Below are 19,108 nucleotides of genomic sequence, written 5' to 3' on the forward strand. Positions count from 1 at the left end.
GCCCCGGTCGATGAGGTGGTGGGCGAGGCGGTTGGCGCGCTCGTTGAGCTGGCTGTAGGTGAGGGTCTCGCCGTCTGCGGAGAGCAGGGCGGTGTGGGCGGGGGTGCGGGCGGCCTGGGCCTGGAACAGGTCCGGGAGGGTGCCGGTGAGGACCGGTGCCGTGGTGTCGTTCCAGGTGGTCAGGAGGTCGGTGCGTTCGTCGGCGGACAGGACGTCCACCGTGCCGACCGGGGCGTCGGGGTCGGCCGCGACCGCGCGGAGCACGCGTTCCAGCCGGCCGAGGAACGCCTCGATGGTCGATCGGTCGAACAGGTCCACGGCGAAGTCCACGAAGCCGTCCAGTCCGGCCGGGGAACCGTCGTCGGCCGACCGCTCACCGAAGCTCAGCGCGAGGTCGAACTTGGCCGCTCCGGTACCCAGCGGCAGGATCTCCGCGTCGACGTCGGCCAGCGCGAGGTGACCGCGTGCGTCGTTGTCCAGGGTGAGCATGACCTGGAAGAGCGGGTGGCGGGCCAGTGAGCGCTCGGGGCTGACCAGGTCGACGAGGCGTTCGAAGGGGACGTCCTGGTGGGCGTAGGCCTCCAGGTCGGTCTCCCGGACCCGGTCCAGCAGTTCCCGGAAGGTCGGATCGCCGGAGGTGTCGGTGCGCAGCACCAGCGTGTTGACGAAGAAGCCGACCAGGTCGTCCAGGGCGCTGTCGGTGCGGCCGGCGACCGGGGTGCCCAGCGGCACGTCCGGTCCGGCGCCGAGCTTGCCCAGCCAGACCGCGACGGCGGCCTGCAGCACCATGAAGAGGCTGGCGCCGGATTCCCGTGCCAGCGCGGCCAGGCCGGCGTGGACGTCGGCGTCCAGGGTGAAGGGGATCACGTCACCGCGGTAGGAGGCGCGTGCCGGGCGCGGCCGGTCCACCGGCAGGGGCAGTTCCTCCGGCAGGCCCGCCAGGGCCCGGCGCCAGAAGTCGAGCTGGCCGGAGACCACGCTGGTCGGGTCGTCCTCGCGGCCCAGTACCTCCCGCTGCCACAGGGCGTAGTCCGCGTACTGCACCGGCAGTTCGTTCCAGGCCGGCGCCTCGCCGCGGCACCGTGCCGCGTAGGCGGCCGACAGGTCACGCGCCAACGGGGTCAGCGAGGAGCCGTCGGCGGCGATGTGGTGCAGCACGAGCAGCAGCACGTGCTCCCGCTCGCCGGCCCGGAACAGCGTCGCCCGCAGCGGCAGATCGGCCGCGAGGTCGAAACCGCGCGTCACCTGCTCGGCGAGGAGCGCGTCCAGGCCGGGCCCGTCCGCGTCCACGTCGACGACGGCCCACTCGGGCCGTGCGTCGCACGCGTCGAGAACACGCTGGTGCGGCACGCCGTCGGTGTCGGGGAAGACGGTGCGCAGCGGCTCGTGGCGGCCGACCACGTCGTGCAGGGCCGCGGCCAGCGCGGCGGAATCCACCGGGCCGGTGAGCCGCAGGGCCAGCGGGATGTTGTAGGTCGCACCCGGGCCCTCGAAACGGCCGAGGAACCACAGCCGCTGCTGCGCGTACGACAGCGGCACCGCCTCGGGCCGGGGCATCGGGGCGAGCGTCCGCCGGGCCACCGCGGTCTCGCCGCTCAGCCGGGCGGCGAGACCGGCCGGGGTCGGGGTCTCGAAGAGCGCGCGCACCTGGAGCTCGACGCCCAGCGCCACCCGGATGCGGCCGGTGAGACGGGTGGCGAGCAGCGAATGCCCGCCCAGCTCGAAGAAGCTGTCGTCGGGACCGACCTCCGGCACGCCGAGGGCGTCGGCGAACAGGGCGCAGAGGATCTCCTCCTGCGGCGTGCGCGGGCTGCGGCCGGTCCCGGCGGCGGTGTGCTCGGGCGCGGGCAGGGCCTTGCGGTCGAGCTTGCCGTTGGCGGTGAGCGGCAGGGCGTCCAGGGTGACGAAGGCCGACGGCACCATGTACTCGGGCAGTACGGCGGAGAGCGCGGCACGCAGCGCACCGGCGTCCGGAGCGGAGGCGCCGTCGGGGACGGTGTAGGCGACGAGCCGCTTGTCGCCGGGGCGGTCCTCACGGACCAGGACGACGGACCGGCCGACCCCCTCGCAGGCCGTGAGCGCGGCCTCGATCTCGCCGAGCTCGATCCGGAAGCCGCGCAGCTTGACCTGGTGGTCGGCGCGGCCCAGGTACTCCAGGGTGCCGTCGGAGCCCCAGCGGACGAGGTCGCCGGTGCGGTACATGCGGCCGCCCGCGTCCCCGTAGGGGCAGGCGGTGAACCGCTCCGCGGTCAGCGCCGGGCGGCCCAGGTAGCCGCGGGCCAGCTGCTCGCCGGCGAGGTAGAGCTCTCCCACCACGCCCGGGGCGACCGGGCGCAGCGCCGCGTCCAGCACGTACACCCGGGTGTTGACGATCGGGGTGCCGATGGGAGGCGCTGTGCCGGCACCGGCGACCAGCGGTTCGCTGATCGTGGCCACGACGGTGGATTCGGTGGGGCCGTAGGCGTTGACCATGCGGCGGCCGGGGGCCCAGCGGTCCACCAGGGCGGCGTCGGTGGCGTCGCCGCCCACGATCAGGGTGGTGAAGTCCGGCAGGTCCATGGCCGGGACGGTGGCGAGCGCGGCCGGGGGGATCAGCGCGTGGGTGATGGCGCGGTCCGCGAGGACCCGGCCCAGGGCCTCGTCGGCCAGCGGGCCGGGCGGGGGGACCACCAGGGCGGCGCCCCGGGGGAGGCTCATGCACAGTTCGAGGACCGAGGCGTCGAAGCTGGGCGAGGAGAACTGCAGCACCCGGCTGTGCGGGCCGACCGCGCAGCGTTCGGCCAGGACCGAGGCGAAGGCGGCCAGGCCCTGGTGGGAGACCACCACGCCCTTGGGGCGGCCGGTGGAGCCGGAGGTGTAGATGACGTAGGCGGGGTGGGCCACGGTCAGCGGCGCCGGCCGGTTCGCGTCCGTGGGGTCGGTCGCCGGTGCGGTGGTCAGGTCGAGGCGGTCCAGGAGCAGGCGGGCGGCGGCGGTCGATTCGGGCAGGCGGTCCGCGTCGTGGCCGGTGGTGAGGACCAGGACGGGGTCGGCGTCGTGGAGCATGTAGGCGATGCGGTCGGCGGGGTAGTCCGGGTCGACCGGCAGGTAGGCGCCGCCGGCCTTCATCACCGCCAGGCGGGCCACGACGATGTCCACCGAGCGGGGCAGCAGCAGGGCGACGATCCGCTCCGGGCCCACGCCCCGGTCGATGAGGTGGTGGGCGAGCCGGTTGGCCCGCTCGTTGAGCTGCGCGTACGACAGCGACTCGTCGTCGGAGAGGACCGCGGGGGCGTGCGGGGTCCGGGCCGCCTGCGCCTCGAACAACGCCGGGAACGTCGCGGGCTCGATCGCCCGGCGGGCGCCGTTCCACGTGTGGAGGACGCGCTCGCGCTCCGCCTCGGTGAGGTGGTCCAGCCGGCCGACCGGGAGGTCCGGCTCGGCGGTGATGCGGGCCAGCAGGTCCGTCAGCCGGTCGGCCATGGCCTCGGCCCGGTCGGCCGGCAGCAGTTCCGGCCGGTGGTTGAGGCGGAGTTCCAGCCGGTCGCCCGGCAGGACGACGAACGTCACCGGGTAGTGGGTGGCGTCGCGGCCGTCGATGTGGGTGACGTCCAGCGCCCCGGGGGCCCGCAGCTTCTCCGGGTCCAGGGGGTAGTTCTCCAGCACCGCCAGCGTGTCGAAGAGTTCGCCGTGACCGGCGATGCGCTGGATCTCGGACAGGCCGAGGTACTGGTGGTCCATCAGGTCCAGTTGCTCCGCCTGCAGACGGGTGAGCAGCTCCGCGACGGTCTCGTCGTGGCGCAGCCGGACCCTGACGGGCAGCGTGTTGATGAAGAGGCCGGCCATCGACTCGATGCCCGGGACCTCCGGGGGACGGCCGGAGACGGTGGCGCCGAACACCACGTCCCGGCGTCCGGTGAGCCCGGCGAGCGTCAGCGCCCACGCGCCCTGGACCAGGGTGTTGAGGGTGAAGCCGTACCTGCGGGCGAGGGCCGTCAGCGCGGCGGTGGACTCCTCGGAGAGCCACCGGGAGACCCGGCCGGGCGTCACGGTGGCGTCGGAGGTCCCCGGCACGAGCAGGGTGGGCTCCTCCAGCCCGTCCAGCGCGGTGTGCCAGGCCCGCCTCGCGGGCTCGTCGTCCAGGCCGGCGCGCCACGTCAGGTAGTCGGCGAAGGCCGGGGCCGGAGGCAGCGCCGAGGCGTCCCCGCGGGTCTCGTAGAGCGCGAACAGCTCTTCGAGCAGGACGGGCATCGACCAGCCGTCGAGCAGGATGTGGTGGTTGGTGAGGAGGAGGCGGTGACGGTCGGCGGCGAGCCGGACCAGGGTGAAGCGGATCAGCGGTGCGGTCGTCACGTCGAACCGGGTGGTCCGGTCCGCCTCCATCACCCGGTCGAGCTCGGCGGCGCGCCCGGCTTCGTCGAGGGGGGCGAGGTCGATGTCGGTCCAGGGCAGTTCCACGGCGTTCGGCACGAGCTGCACGGCGTGCGGCAGCCCGTCCTCACGGAAGCAGACCCGCAGGTTCGGGTGGCGGGCCAGGAGCCCGGCGGCCGCGGAGCGCAGCGCCGTGACGTCCAGGGGGCCGGCGAGGTCCATGTGGAGCTGGACGTTGTAGACGTCCGGGGCGCTGTCGTCCAGCAGGCTGTGGAAGAGCAGGCCCTCCTGGAGCGGGGCCAGCGGCAGGACGTCCGCGAGGCCGGGCCGGTCGGCCTCCAGCAGATCGATGTGGTGCTGCTCCAGGGAGACGAGCGGCAGGTCGGAGGGGGTGAGGCCGGTGACCGGGCCGGACGGGCCCGCCGGGACGGCGAGCCGCTCCAGCGCCTCGAACCACAGCCCGGCCAGTTCGCGGACCGCGGACTCCTCCAGGATCTCGCCGGCCCAGGTCCAGGTGGCCACGAGGTGCGGCCCGTCGGGGCCGTCCTGGGTGACGGCGTTGATCTCCACCACGTGCGGCATGGCCATGTCGTCGTCGGCGCCGCCGCCGATCACGCCCGCCCCGCCCGCCGGGGCCCAGTCCCCCTCGCCCGGGGAGCCGAAGCGGCCCAGGTAGTTGAAGCCGATCTGCGGGGCCGCCAGGCCGTGCATCAGCATCGCCGTCTGAGGGTTGAGGTGGCGCAGCAGCCCGTGTCCGACGCCGCCGTCGGGGACGGACAGCAGCCGCTCCTTGACCCGCTTGACGGTCTCGGCGGGGTTCTGCCGGCCGTCCGCCTCCAGGCGGACGGGGTGCAGGCTGGTGAACCAGCCGACGGTGCGGGAGAGGTCCGCACCGGTCAGCGACTCGTCGCGGCCGTGGCCCTCCAGGTCGATCAGCACGCCCGCGGCCGTGTCGTGGCCGCGGCGGCGCCGCCACTCGGTGACGGCGAGGGTGAGCCCGGCGAGCAGGACCTCGCCGACGCCGGTGCGGAAGTCGGCGGGCACGCTGGTGAGCAGCGGTGCCGTGGCCTGCGGCGGGAGGGTCAGCGACAGGCTGCGGGCGGTGGCGACGGTGTCCCGGCGGGCGTCCAGCGGCCGGTCGCCGAGCGGTGCGTCGGGCACGGCGAGCATGTCGGTCCAGAACTCGAGCTCGTCGAGCCGCTCCGGTTCCTGGGCGAGGGCGGTGAGCTGCTCGGCCCAGCGGCGGTAGGAGGTGCCGACGGCCGGGAGACGCGGGGCGCGCCCCGCGCGGACGGCGTCCCAGGCGGCCGACAGGTCGGGCAGCAGGATCCGCCAGGACACCCCGTCGACGGCCAGGTGGTGCACGGTCAGCAGCAGCCGGCCCGCCGTGTCCGGTCCGGCGTCGAACCACACGGCCCGCAGGACGGCGCCGTCCTCGGGCGCCAGCGCGGCCCGGGTCCGGGCGGTGTGGTCGGCGACGAGCTCCGCGAACGCCTCGTCCCCCGTGCCCTCCGAGGGGACCCGGGAGAGCACGGACGCGGCCGTGACGCTGCCGCGGTCGGTCACGTCCAGGCCCCAGAGCGGTCCGCGGCGGGTCAGCCGCACCCGCAGCATGTCGTGCCGGTCGAGCACCGCCTGGAGGACGGCGACGAGGTCCCGCTCCGTCGCACCGGCGGGGGTGCGCACCAGCACGGACTGGCTGAAGGCGTCGACGGTGCCGGGCAGGGCGCGCAGCCAGTGCATGATCGGGGTGAGCGGCAGCGGGCCGAGGCCGTCGTCCGCGTTCTCCTGCGCGGCATCCTCCGGCGCGTCCTCCTCGGTGGCCCGGGCGACGACCGCCAGGGCGGCGGCGGTGCGGTGCACGAAGACCTCGCGCGGTGTGATGACGAGGCCGCGGGCACGGGCCCGGGAGACGAGCTGGATGGAGACGATGGAGTCGCCGCCCAGGTCGAAGAAGCTCCTCTCGGCGCCCACCGCGGGCAGGCCGAGCACCTGGGCGAACAGTTCGCACAGGATCCTCTCCCGCTCCGTCGCCGGGGCCCGGCCGGTGTCGGCGGGCGTCCCGGGGGCGGGCAGCGCCGCACGGTCCAGCTTGCCGTTCGGCGTCAGCGGCAGCGCGTCGAGCACGACGACGGCGGAGGGCACCATGTGGTCGGGGAGTTCGCGGGCGACCGCGGAGCGCAGCTCCTCCGGGTCGGCCGCGGCGCCGTCGGCCGGCACCGCGTAGCCCACCAGCCGGCGGGGCCCGGCGGGCTCCTCGCGCACCACGACGACGGCCTGGGCGACCTGCGGCAGGGCGGTGAGCACGGACTCGATCTCACCCAGCTCGATCCGGAAACCGCGCACCTTGACCTGGTGGTCGACCCGGCCGAGGAACTCGAGCTGGTCGTCGTGGTTCCAGCGCACGACGTCGCCCGAGCGGTACATCCGGGCGCCCGGTACGCCGAACGGGTCGGCCACGAAACGGTCGGCCGTCAGGTCCGGCCGGCCCAGGTACCCGCGGGCGAGACCGGCGCCGGCGATGTACAGCTCGCCCGCGACGCCGGGCGGCACCGGCCGGAGGTGGGCGTCCAGGACGTACACCCGGGCGTTGACGACGGGACCGCCGATGGGCGGCAGTCCGCCGCCGCCGAGGGGGGCGCTCATCGTCGCGCAGACCGTGGTCTCGGTGGGGCCGTAGGCGTTGACCATCCGGCGGCCGGCCGACCAGCGTTCGACCGTCTCGCCGGCGGTGGCCTCCCCCGCGACGACCAGCGTCGAGACCGAGGAGAAGTCGCCGGGGGAGGCGGCCCCGAGGACCACCGGCGGCAGCGTCGCGTGGGTGACCCGGTGCCGGTCGGCGAGCGCCGCCAGGGCCGGGCCGGGGGTGACCTCCTCCGCGGTGCCCACGACCAGGGCGGCCCCGGACAGGAGCGCCATCGTCAGCTCCCAGAACGCGGCGTCGAACGACGGCGAGGCGAACTGCAGCACACGGCTGTCCGGTCCGACGTCGAAGCGCTCGGTCTGGGCGGCGATCAGGCTCGCCACGCCGGAGTGGGTGACCACCACGCCCTTGGGACGGCCGGTGGAGCCGGAGGTGTAGATCACGTACGCGGGGCTCGCGACGTCCGCCGGGACGACGGGCGCGACGGGCCCGGCGAGGTCGTCCGGGCGGTCCACGAGGAGCCGCGGCACGTCACCGGGGATCGTGTCCGCCACCGCCGACGTGGTGATGACCAGCGCGGGCCGGGAGTCCCGCAGCATGTAGGCGACGCGGTCGGCCGGATAGTCGAGGTCGACCGGCAGGTACGCGGCGCCCGCCTTGAGGACGGCGAGCACGCACACGACGAGTTCCGCCGAACGCGGCACCGCGACGGCCACGATCCGCTCGGGGCCGACGCCCCGGCCGGCCAGCACGGCCGCGAGCCGGTCGGTGCGCTCGTCCAGCTCCCCGTAGGTCAGCACCCGGTCGCCGAAGAGGACGGCCGGGGCGTCGGGGGCGGCGGCGACCCGCGCGGAGAACAGCTGCGGGAAGGTGGCGTGCGGGACGTCGCGCGCGGCGCCGTTGACGCCGCGGACCAGGTGTTCGTACTCGGCGGCGGGGAGGACGTCGATCCGGCCCACCGGCTCCTGCGGGCGGTCCGCCCAGAACTCCAGGACCGCCTGGAAGCGGCCCACCAGCTGCCGGACGGCGTCGGCGTCGAACAGGTCGGGCCGGTAGTTGATCCGCAGGTGCAGCCGCTCGCCGGGCATCACGGCGAGGCTCAGCGGGTAGTGCGTGGCGTCCCGGCCGTCGATGGCGGTGACGGCGAGACCGGGCACCCTCAGCCGCGCCGGGTCCAGCGGGTAGTTCTCCAGCACGGTGATGGTGTCGAAGAGTTCGCCGATCCCGGCGATCCGCTGGACGTCGGCGAGTCCGATGTGCTGGTGCTCCATCAGCCGGGTCTGCTCGTCCTGCAGCCGGGTCAGGAACGCGACGGCGCTCTCCCCGGGCACGATGCGGACCCGCACCGGGAGGGTGTTGATGAACAGGCCGACCATCGACTCCACGCCGGGGACCTGGGGCGGCCGGCCGGAGACCGTGCTGCCGAAGACGACGTCGTCGCGTGCGGTCAGCCGGCTCAGCACCACGGACCAGGCGCCCTGGAGCAGGGTGTTGAGGGTGAGACCGTGTGCGCGTGCGGTGTCCTGGAGCCGCGCGGTCAGATCGGCGGGCAGGTCGGCCGTCAACTGGTCGGGCACGACCGGCTGCCGGTCGGGGACGGAGGGGGCGAGGAGGGTGGGCTCGTCGAGCCCCTGGAGCGCCTCGCGCCAGACGCTCGCGGTGGCGGACGCGTCCTGTTCGGCCAGCCAGGCGAGGTAGTCCCGGTGGGGCGGGGTGCGGTCCGGGGTCCGGCCCGCGTAGAGGTCGAGGAGTTCCCGGACGAACAGCGGCATGGACCAGCCGTCGAGCAGGACGTGGTGGTGCGTGAAGACCAGCCGGTGCCGGTCGTCGGCGAGCGCGACCAGCAGGAAGCGCATCAGCGGAGGGGCCGCCAGGTCGAAGCGGTTGCCGCGGTCCTCCTGCAGCATCCGGTCCAGGACGGTCTGCTGCTCGGTCGGGTCCAGGTGGCGCAGGTCCAGGTCCGTCCAGGGCAGTTCCACCGACTCGGGGACCACCTGGACGGCGTGGTCCAGCCCGTCGAGCCGGAAGGCCGCGCGCAGACCGGGGTGACGGCGCAGCATCTCCTCGGCCGCGCCCCGCAGGGCCGCGGCGTCCAGCCGGCCCTCCAGGTCGTAGAGGAACTGGACGGTGTAGACGTCCGGGCCGCCCTCGTCGAACAGGGTGTGGAAGAGCAGCCCCTGCTGGAGCGGCGTCACCGGGAGGATGTCGACGGTCGCCGGGTGCGCGGCCTCGATGCTCCGGATCTGCTCCTGGGTGAGCCGTACCAGCGGCACGTCGGAGGGGGTGAAGCCGCCCGCCCCGGGCTGCGAGGACGCCTCCACGAGCTCCCGCAGGGCCCGGAACCACAGGTCGGCCAGACCGCTCACCTCCGCCTCGGTGAGCAGGCCGCCGGCCCAGTTCCACACGGCGGTGAGCACCGGGCCCTTGGCGGTCTCCCGGGTGTACGCGTTGAGGTCGACGGTGTGGGCCACGGGCATCGACGGATCGTCGGCGCCCGTCAGGGCGCGCTCCCCGGCCACCGGGGACCAGTCGCCGCCCGACGGACCACCGACGCGGCCGAGGTAGTTGAAGCCGATCTGCGGGGTCGGCAGGCCGGCGAGCGCGGCCCCCGCCACCGGGTGCAGATGGCGCAGCAGACCGAAACCGATGCCGTTGTCCGGCACCGCCCGCATCTGCTCCTTGACGCGCCTCAACGCCTCCCCGGCGTCCTCCTCGCCGGCGTCCAGGCGGACGGGGAACAGGCTGGTGAACCAGCCCACCGTCCGCGACACGTCCACGCCCTCCAGCACGTCCTCCCGGCCGTGCCCCTCCACCTCCAGCAGCACCTCGGAGGTGTCCACGCCGCGGGCCCGGCGCCACCTCGGCACCGCCAGCGCGAGCCCCGCCAGCAGCACCTCGTGCGCACGGGCGCGGAACACCCGCGCCACCTCGCCCAGCAGGGCCGACGTCTCCGCGGGCGGCAGCGACACCGTGAGCGACCGCACCGTCGCCGCCGTGTCCCGCTCCGGGTCCACGGCACGGCTGCCCAGCAGCGGGTCCGGACCGGAGGCGAGGTGCTGCCACAGTTCGGCCTCGGCCACCCGCTCGGGGCGGTGGGCCAGCCGGTGGAGCTCGCGGGCCCAGGTCCGCAAGGAGGTCCCGTACGGGGGGAGCGCGGGGGTGCGTCCGTCGGCGGCGGCCTGCCACGCCTCCGCGAGGTCGGACAGCAGGATGTGCCAGGAGACGCCGTCGACCACCAGGTGGTGGGCGACCAGCAGCAGCCGGCCGGGAGCCTCGTCCCCGGCGTCGAACCACACGGCCCGCAGCATCACGCCGTCGTACGGGGCGAGTTCGGCGACGGCGGCGCCGGTCCGCTCGTCGAGCAGCTCCGGCGGGAGGCCGGCGGCCGGGTCCGGGACTTCGACGCGCCGCAGGGTGTCCCGGGCCTCGACCGAGCCGGCCGGTGCCACCTCGAGGGTCCATCCGCCGTCTCCGGTGGCCACGGCACGCATGCGCAGGGCGTCGTGGCGCTCCAGCAGTGCCTGCAGGGCCGCGGTGAGGTGCTCCTGCCGCAGGCCGGCGGGGACCTGGACGAGGGTGGCCTGGTGGTACTGGTCCATGCTGCCGCCGCGGCCGGCGAGCCAGTGGACGACCGGAGTGGCGACGAGCGGGCCGACGGGCTCGTCCCGCACCGGCTCGGCGGCCGCCGAGCCGGTGGCCGCGACGGCCGCCAGGGCCGCCGGGGTGCGGTGCTTGAAGACGTCCCGGGTGGTCATCCGCAGTCCGGCACGGCGGGCGAGGGAGATCATCTGCAGGGAGACGATGGAGTCGCCGCCCAGGTCGAAGAAGTTGTCGTCCGGGCCGACGGCGGGCAGCCCCAGCGCCTCGGCGAAGACGGCGCAGAGCGTCTCCTCCGTGTGGGTGGCGGGGGCACGGCCGGTGGTGCCGGCGGCCACCACGGGGGCGGGCAGCGCCTTGCGGTCGAGCTTGCCGTTGGAGGTCAGCGGCAGGACGTCGAGCGCGACGAACGCGGCGGGCACCATGTAGTCGGGCAGCAGCGCGGCCAGGTGGTCCCGGAGCGCGGCCGGGTCGCAGTGCCGACCGTCGGCCAGGACCGTGTAGCCCACCAGCCGCTTGTCGCCCGGCCGGTCCTCGCGGACGACGACGGCCGCCTGGACGACGTCGGCGTGGGTCTCGAGGCAGGCCTCGATCTCGCCGAGCTCGATGCGGAAGCCGCGGATCTTGACCTGCTGGTCGGCGCGGCCGATGTACTCCAGCTCGCCGTCGTCGTCCCAGCGCGCCAGGTCGCCGGTGCGGTACATGCGGGTGCCGGGCGGGCCGTAGGGGTCGGCGACGAAGCGCTCGGCGGTCAGGGCGTGCCGGCCGAGGTAGCCCCGGGCCAGGCCCGCGCCGGCCACGTACATCTCACCGACGACGCCCGGCGCGGCGGGCCGGAGGGCGGAGTCCAGCACACGTATCCCGAGGTCGGGGATGCCCCGGCCGATGAGGCTGCCCGTGGCGGACTTGGCGGTCAGCCGGTCCAGTGCGCGGTGGGTGACGTGGACGGTGGTCTCGGTGATGCCGTACATGTTGATCAGGCGGGGGGCGTCCTCGGGGTGGCGGCCGTACCACTCCTGCAGCCGCCACAGGTCGAGTGCCTCGCCGCCGAAGACGACGTAGCGCAGGGCCAGCCGGGCGCCCAGGTCCGGGCGGTCGCCCTCGGTCCGCATCAGCTGGTAGAAGGCGGAGGGCGTCTGGTTGAGCACCGTCACCTTCTGGTCGGCCAGCAGGGCCAGGAAGTCCTCCGGCGAGCGGGAGACCTCGAAGGGGACGATCACCAGGCGGCCGCCGTGCAGCAGCGGGCCCCAGATCTCCCAGACGGAGAAGTCGAAGGCGTAGCTGTGGAAGAGGGTCCACACGTCGTCGGGGCCGAAGCCGAACCAGGGGTCGGTCGCGGAGAACAGGCGGACCACGTTGCCGTGCGGGATCACCACGCCCTTGGGGCGGCCGGTGGAGCCGGAGGTGTAGATGACGTAGGCGGCGGAGCCGGCGGTGAGCGGGCCGCCGCGGTCGGCGTCCGTCAGGTCGTGGCCGGCCAGGGCGGCCAGGTCCGCCCGCAGGTGGGGGTCGTCCAGGGTGAGGACGGTGGCGGTGCCGCAGTCGACGCCGGACAGGTCCACGCCGGAGGTGGTCAGCACCAGGGCGGGGGCGGAGTCGGTGACCATGTGGGCCAGGCGTTCGGCGGGGTAGTCGGGGTCCATGGGGACGTAGGCGGCGCCGGTCTTGATCACGGCGAGCAGGGCGGTGACCAGGTCGGTGGTGCGGGGCAGGGCGAGGCCGACGAACCGGCCGGGGCCGGCGCCGGTGGCGGTCAGGCGGCGGGCCAGCCGGTTCGCCGAGGTGTTCAGGTCGCGGTAGGAGAGGGCGTGGTCGCCGCAGACCACGGCGGTCGCGTCCGGGGTGGCGGCCGCCCGTGCCTCGAACAGCTCGGCCAGCGACGGCCCGTGCGTGTCGGCCTCACCCACCACCGCACCCACACCGGCGAGGGCGGCGTCGAGCTCCGCGGGGGTGGCCACGTCGAGGGCGCCGACGGCCCGGTCGGCCGGGGCCTCGGCCAGTTCCGCCAGGAACCCCACGAAGCGCCGCAGGTGGGAGGCGAGTTCGCGCTCGGAGTAGAGCTCCGGGTTCGCGTCGAAGTCGATCTGCAGCCCCTGGCCGTCGGTGCGGTCGTAGACGATGACCGACAGGTCGTCGGCGGGGCCGATGCAGAGGTTGTGGACCGTCGCCCGGTGCTCGCCGAAGGTGAGGGCGTAGTCGAACATCATGATGTTGACCTGAGGCCCGGTCAGGCGCTCGTCGCCGCCGAGGAGCTGCAGGTCGCGGCGCAGGTCCTCGTAGCGGTAGCGCTGGTGCCGCATGACGCCGCGCATCTCGCGGGAGACCCGCTCCAGCAGCCGGGGGAGGGAGTCGGCCGGATGCACCGGAACCCGGAGCGGCAGCACGTTGGAGACCATGCCGGGCACGCCGCGGGCGGCCCTGCCCAGCCGGGTGGTGACGGGGAGGCCGAGCACGATCTCCTCCGCGCCGGTGAGCCGGTGCAGGTAGACCGAGACAGCGGCGGTCATCATGCAGGGCCACGGCACCCCCGCCTCGCGGGCCGCGTCGCGGAGCCGCTCGGCCGCCCCGGCGTTCAGGTACTCGGTGCGGCGCAGCAGGCCGCGGGCGGCCGTGGGCTCCTTGGCGGAGAGGCTCACGGGTTCGGGCCGGCCGGCCAGCTTCTCCGCCCACCACGCGCGGTCGGCTTCGAAGGCGTCGGAGGAGCGGTAGGCGGCGTCCATGCCGACGAGGTCGTCCAGGGCGCCGAAGGGGTTGTCGCTCGTCCCGCCGCCCAGCAGGGCGGTGTAGACCTCGGCGACGCGCCGGGCGACGAGCGCCACGGTGAACCCGTCGACGAGCAGGTGGTGGTAGCGGTGCAGCCAGAACCAGCGGTCCTCGGCGGCCCGGAAGAGAACGAAGAGGAACAGCGGCCCGACCGACGGGTCCTGGGGCCGTGCCAGGTCCGCGCGCATCCACGCCTCGGCGGCCGCCCGCGGGTCGGCCTCGCCGCTCACGTCGATGACCCGCAGCTGCCACTCGGGGTCCGGGTGGACGTACTGGCGCGGTCCGTCGGGCGTCTCGACGAAGGTGACGCGCAGGTTCTCCGCCTCGGCCACAACCTGCCGCAGCGCGGCCTCGAATACCGAGACGTCGACGGGCCCGTGAATTTCCAGGTATTCGCCGGCGTTGTAGATCGGATTCGACGCGTCGAGTTGCTGGGCGAACCAGATTCCCGACTGCGCGGACGTAAGCGGTACTCCGTCACCAGCGAGCATGATTCTCTTCCACCTCTAGCGGATCGCCTTGGCAGGGATTGCGCAGTGTGCGTGCGGCAGGTATCCCGGCGGTTGAATACCGCGACCGGACATGGCCGACGTCGGTCAATTCCGAGCACTGTCGCACCGGCTTCGGAAGACGGACAATGGCAACTGCATCAAGCTGCCAACGGAAAGCCCGTCGGCGCATTGCGGCGACGGGCGGGGCTCCCCGTACGCGGGAGGGCCCGGTGGGCGTCGCACCCGCCCACCGGGCCCTCCGCGCGGGGCGCGGCCGGCCGGGGATACCGGACCGCGCCCCCGTGCGACGCCCGGTCAGGCGTCCATGGCCATCGCGAGGCTCTTGGGCCGCATGTCGGTCCAGTTCTCGGTGATGTAGTCGAGGCACGCCTGCCGGGGCTCCTCGCCGAACACGATGGTCCAGCCGGCGGGCACCTCGGCGAACGCGGGCCACAGCGAGTGCTGGTTCTCGTCGTTGACCAGGACGTAGTAGCTCGCGTTGTCGTCTTCGAACGGGTTGGTCGCCATGTCGGGCTCCTTCGTTGCTGAGGGTGAGCGGGTCGGGTTGCGGACGGGGTCGGGGGTGTGGGCCGGTTCAGGAGGTGCGGGAGCGGACGGAGGAGACGAAGCCGGGCAGCCGGTCCACTCCCCAGAACTTCTCGTAGCCGTCGATGAAGAACGGAACGCCGAAGACGCCGTCGCGGTGGAGCGAGTCGAGGGCCTCGAGACCGCGCTCGCGTACGGCCGGATCGGTGCACGCGGTGGACAGGCGCACCGGGTCCAGGCCGATCCGCTCGGCGATGCCGGCGATGACGGCCGGATCGGAGATGTCCTGTCCCTCCTCCCAGCGTGCTCGGTAGACCGCCGCGATGAACTCCCGCCCGCGGCCGAGTTCGTCGGCCACCAGGTACGCCAGGTGCGACACCTCCCACCGGGGTTCGCGGTCGACCGGCCACACCATCTTCAGACCGCGGTCGCGGGCGAGTCTGCGCACGTCCTGGAGGATGTAGAGGTGCTTCTCCTTCGACATCGCCACGTACGGCAGGCTGATGCCGGCCTGCTCCAGGCGGTCGCCGGCCTCCGCGTCCGGCTCCCAGAAGGGGAACCAGTCGATGCGGTCCGCGACGTCCCGGTGGTCGGCCATCAGGTCCCGGTACGCCATCCACGCATAGGGACTGCGGAACGAGAAGTACCAGCGCGGCCTCCGTCGGGCCATCACCGCCTCCAAACATGCTGAGTGCTGCCGCCGGTCACGGATCGGGCCGGCGCGGACGGGCCGGACGCTCCGGCCCGTCCGGTGGTCGGGTGGTCGGGTGGTCGGGGGGTCGGGGGGTCAGATGGTGATGCCGCCGTCGATCTGCAGGACGGAACCGGTGATGTACTCGGCCTTGTCCGACACCAGGTACGCGACGAGGTCGCCGACCTCCTCGGCACGGCCCATGCGGCGCAGCGGGATCGTCCGGGTGATGTCCTTGCGGGCCTTGTCGTTCATCGCGGCGACCATGTCGGTGTCGATGAAACCGGGGGCGACCGCGTTGACGCGGATCCCGGAGCGGCCGACCTCCTTGGCCAGCGACCGGGAGAAGCCGATGATGCCGGCCTTCGTGGCGGAGTAGTTGCTCTGGCTGGCGTGGCCGTACACCCCCGCCACCGACGAGATGTTGACGATCGCGCCGGTACGGCGCTTCATCATGGAGAAGACGACCGCGCGGCACAGGTGGTAGACGCCGTCGAGATTGGTGTCGACGACCTGGTGCCACTGGTCGTCGTCCATCAGCACCAGGGGGTTGTCGCGGGTGATCCCGGCGGCGGTGACCGCCGCGTCGACGGGGCCGAGCGTGTCCTCGGCCTCCTCGACGAAGGAGCGCACGGCCTGGCCGTCGGCGACGTCCGCCCGCCGGGACACGACGCGTACGCCGAATTGGCCGGCCTCCTTCTCCACCTGCCGGGCCGCCTCGTCGTCGGCGCGGTAGCAGAAGGCGACGTCGAATCCGTCGCGGGCGAGGGCCAGTACGCACGCCCGTCCGATCCCGCGTGAACCACCGGTGACGAGTGCCACCCGGGAAGTGTTGTCCTGCATGGTCTTCGCTCAGCTCGCTTCGGGTCTCAGGACTTCGGCCGGGCGGAAGGCCATGACGATACGGCCGACGGTCATCACCGTCTCGCCGTCCACCAGGCTCTCGCCCTCGAACATCACGGTGTCGTCCACCCGGCGTTCGACGCGCACCCGGTGCTCCAGGACGTCGCCGGGCAGGACGGTGCGGTGGAACTCGACCCCGGTCATGCCGCCGAAGAGCATGACCTGCCCGGTCAGCACATCGGGGTTGGGGGCCTCCCAGGTGGCCAGGACACCCGCGGACTGGCACCAGGACTCCACCAGCAGCGGTTTCGGGTAGCCGAAACCCTCCTCGGGGGTGTCCGGGCCCAGGTCCGCGTACCAGGGCTCGTTGCAGGTGACCGCCTTGAGGGCGGTCAGCGCGCGGCCGGGATCGACGTGCGTGACCCGGTCCACCAGCAGCACGGGGTAGCGGTGCGGCAGCCTGCCGCGGATCTCCCTCTGCCCGCTCACGCCGACGCTCCGTCCGTGCCGCGGCGGTAGCGCAGGCGCACCGACGCGGCGTCGCCCCGGCCGGAGCGGATCTTCGCCCGGCACTGCCACGTCACGCCGTCCACTGGCTTCCAGTCGATGTCCGCGGTCAGCGCGTCGCCCGGGTACACGGGCCCGGTGAACCGGGTGCTCTCCACGGCCACGAGCTCAAGGCCGGGCTCCCGCGCGGGCGCCGTGGCGAGCACGCTCCGGTGCACGTACTCGACCAGGCACACGCCGGGGAAGATCGGGAAGCCCGGGTAGTGGCCGGGGAGCACCGTCTCGTCCGCGGTCACGGTGAACCGGGTGGAGGTGCGCCCCTCCCGCTGCGACGGCAGGACCTCGACGGCGCCCGAGAGCACGGCGGCGGACCGCGGTCCGGACCGGGTCGCGGCGCGGGCCGGGGCGCCCGGACGCGTCTCGGCGAGGACGTCCATCAGACGGCCTGCAGCTTTCCGGCCAGCAGGTCGTAGGCGCTCTGCAGGGTGACGATCTGCCGCAGCTCGGACTCCGGCAGCTTCACCCCGTACTTCTTCTCCAGGACGACCACGATCTCCAGGGCCAGGAGGGAGTCGACCTCCAGGTCGTCGACGAACCTGACGTCGTCGGTGATCTCGGCCGTATCGACGTCCAGCACCTGCGCGACGATCGAGCGCAGTTCTTCCTTGTCCAGCACGGTGGTACCTCTCTCGGCGTTTCGTTCTTCGGTTTCGGCGCGGGGGCGGACGGTGGTCAGCGCAGCCGGAGCAGGGCGCAGCCGACGGTCCCGGTCCGGTCGACGGAGGTGACGAGGCCCACCTTCCCGGCCACGGTGCGGTCGTCCTCCGCGTGAGCCAGCAGGGCGGCGGTCTGGAAGGCGGCGGAGGCGGCGCCGGTGTCGCCGATCAGCGCGACCTGGGTGAGGTCGGCCGCGTCCACGCCGGCCAGCAGCTCGCCGACGACCGCGGCCTCGGCGTCGCCCTCCGCCCCGGGGGCACCGGAGCGGGCGACGGCGGCGATCTCCGCGAGGTCGACGCCGGACCGGCGCAGTGCGCCGCGCAGGCAGGCCGTGAGGCTGCCGGCCACGTCGTCACGGAGCACGACGCCCAGTTCGACGGCCAGGATCTCGGCCAGCACCGGCTGTCCGCCGTCCTCGCCGGCCGCGGGTTCGACGAGGAACACGGCACAGCCCTCGCCGAGCGGCGCGCCCGGCGCGCCGTCACCGGAGTGGTGCTCGAGCCAGGCGCGGGCGGTGGAGTACTCCTCGGCGGCGCCGCACAGCACGGTCTGGGCACGGCCCGCGGCCAGCAGCCGGCGGGAGTAGTTCAGGGCGTGCAGCCCGGCCGCCCGGCCGCCCGCGATGGTCGTGTTGGGCCCCTTGAGCTGGTACCAGATGGCGCTCTGGCCGGCCGCGCAGTTCATCACGGTGTTGGGGAAGCGCGCCGGGTCGACGAAGAACGGCTGCTCGCCGGTGAGCGAGTCCCGCGTGAAGTCCATCATGCTCTGGGCGCTGCCGGTGGTGGTGCCCAGGGCCAGGGCGGCGCCCTCGCCGGTGCCGACGGCCCGGCTCCGTTCGGTGTCGTCGAGCAGCGCCCCCACGGCGGTGACCGCCAGCCCGGTGACCCGGTCCATGGACCGGGTGCCCTTCTTGCCGAGCACCGCCCGGACCTCGAAGCCGGGGACCGTGCAGGCGTCGTCCCGTGGCCCGGCCTCGGCGAGCGCGGAGACGGTGGAGCGCCGCTCGCGGGCCCCCTCGGCGAACGCGGTCCGGCCGATGCCGAACGGCGACACCGCGGACCACGCGGTGATGACGGGGCGGCCGGCGCCCGTTGCGGTGGTGGTCATGTCCGCCACGCTTCCCTTCGGTTCACAGGTAACAGACCATTCGGTACTCGGGCCAGCGCAGGGCCGTGCTCCCGTCGGGGACCGCCCGCACCCCGTCCAGCAGCCGGTCCGGGGCCAGTCCGTGCGCGGCCAGGGCGGACTCCTCGGCGTGGACCCGGACCCCGGCGTCCATGAGGGTGCGCAGGTCCCGGCGGGGGTCGGTGAGGGTGTCCAGGGTGCGGCTGCCGATCCGCAGCGCGGGCACCGGCTCGGCGCGCACGCCGTAGGTGACGGCGCGTCCGCGCAGCAGCACGTCCAGCCCGCCGAGCTGGCGGTGCAGCTCCACCGCCAGGTACAGGGCGTCGAAGAACTGCTTCTCCAGCGCCCCGCGGTAGGCCTTCTCCACGATGGCCAGGGTGCGCCGTCCGGGCGTGCCGGTCTCCCCGGCGGTCCGTGCGCCGGCCATCACAGGACCCCCACCTGGAGGGTGCGCCCGGCCGCGGCCACGTTGGCGCCGTAGCCGGACGGGGGACGCATGACGACCTGCGGCAGGTGGTCCGCCGCACCCCGGTCGTCGCTGCAGAACCGGCAGCCGTACCAGTACAGCCGGCCCGGGAACGTTTCCAGCATGTCCTTCACCAGGGCGGCCGTGGACGGGTAGACCCCGTTCCAGTTCGCCAGGTTGCGCGGTTTGTCCTCACCCAGCGGGTTCTGGGTGAGCAGGGTGGCGTACCCGCAGGCCCACACCTGTACGGCACGGCCCTGCTCCAGCAGTGCCTGGACCAGGCGCAGCGCGCTGGTGACGCGCTCCGACTCGTGCGGTGAGCCCATGAGGGTGATCAGTACGTCGGTGGGCGGAATGCTGCGCGCCAT

The 19,108-nt window shown here is 74.0% G+C and carries 10 protein-coding genes (1 of these 10 cut by a window edge); all 10 read right to left on the reverse strand.

What is annotated here, in order from left to right; translation table 11 throughout:
- Positions 1-13,845, reverse strand: the 5' portion of a protein-coding gene (locus CP969_RS34315) for a non-ribosomal peptide synthase/polyketide synthase (protein WP_150474983.1). Its footprint begins 7,761 nt before the window's first position; 13,845 of the gene's 21,606 nt are visible here — the first part of the coding sequence; the start codon lies at positions 13,843-13,845; its stop codon lies beyond the left edge, outside the window.
- 315 nt (positions 13,846-14,160) lie between these two features.
- On the reverse strand, positions 14,161-14,373 hold the full coding sequence (locus CP969_RS30000) for an MbtH family protein (RefSeq protein ID WP_004981600.1): 213 nt from the start codon (positions 14,371-14,373) through the stop codon (positions 14,161-14,163).
- A gap of 67 nt (positions 14,374-14,440) precedes the next feature.
- The gene (locus CP969_RS30005; protein ID WP_039830687.1) at positions 14,441-15,061 is read right to left on the reverse strand and encodes a 2-hydroxychromene-2-carboxylate isomerase; all 621 of its coding nucleotides are present in this window, start codon (positions 15,059-15,061) and stop codon (positions 14,441-14,443) included.
- Between the two features lie 117 nt (positions 15,062-15,178).
- Positions 15,179-15,925 (reverse strand): 3-oxoacyl-[acyl-carrier-protein] reductase, encoded by a 747-nt coding sequence (fabG, locus tag CP969_RS30010; RefSeq protein WP_004981596.1) that lies wholly within the window; start codon positions 15,923-15,925, stop codon positions 15,179-15,181.
- Between the two features lie 9 nt (positions 15,926-15,934).
- The gene (locus tag CP969_RS30015) at positions 15,935-16,414 is read right to left on the reverse strand and encodes a 3-hydroxyacyl-ACP dehydratase FabZ family protein (protein ID WP_004981594.1); all 480 of its coding nucleotides are present in this window, start codon (positions 16,412-16,414) and stop codon (positions 15,935-15,937) included.
- A complete protein-coding gene (locus tag CP969_RS30020; protein ID WP_016824045.1) occupies positions 16,411-16,869 on the reverse strand; it encodes a 3-hydroxyacyl-ACP dehydratase FabZ family protein in 459 nt (152 codons plus the stop codon). Before CP969_RS30020 ends, CP969_RS30015 begins: the two co-directional genes overlap by 4 nt.
- On the reverse strand, positions 16,869-17,108 hold the full coding sequence (locus tag CP969_RS30025) for an acyl carrier protein (RefSeq protein ID WP_004981588.1): 240 nt from the start codon (positions 17,106-17,108) through the stop codon (positions 16,869-16,871). Before CP969_RS30025 ends, CP969_RS30020 begins: the two co-directional genes overlap by 1 nt.
- Before the next feature lie 56 nt (positions 17,109-17,164).
- On the reverse strand, positions 17,165-18,256 hold the full coding sequence (locus tag CP969_RS30030; protein WP_016824044.1) for a beta-ketoacyl synthase N-terminal-like domain-containing protein: 1,092 nt from the start codon (positions 18,254-18,256) through the stop codon (positions 17,165-17,167).
- Positions 18,257-18,278: 22 nt separating this feature from the next.
- Complete coding sequence (locus CP969_RS30035) at positions 18,279-18,701, reverse strand: DsrE family protein (RefSeq protein WP_016824043.1); 423 nt, start codon at positions 18,699-18,701, stop codon at positions 18,279-18,281.
- On the reverse strand, positions 18,701-19,108 hold the full coding sequence (locus CP969_RS30040; RefSeq protein WP_004981579.1) for a hypothetical protein: 408 nt from the start codon (positions 19,106-19,108) through the stop codon (positions 18,701-18,703). Before CP969_RS30040 ends, CP969_RS30035 begins: the two co-directional genes overlap by 1 nt.

This window comes from Streptomyces viridosporus T7A (assembly GCF_008704515.1).
Classification (GTDB): Bacteria; Actinomycetota; Actinomycetes; order Streptomycetales; family Streptomycetaceae; genus Streptomyces; species Streptomyces viridosporus.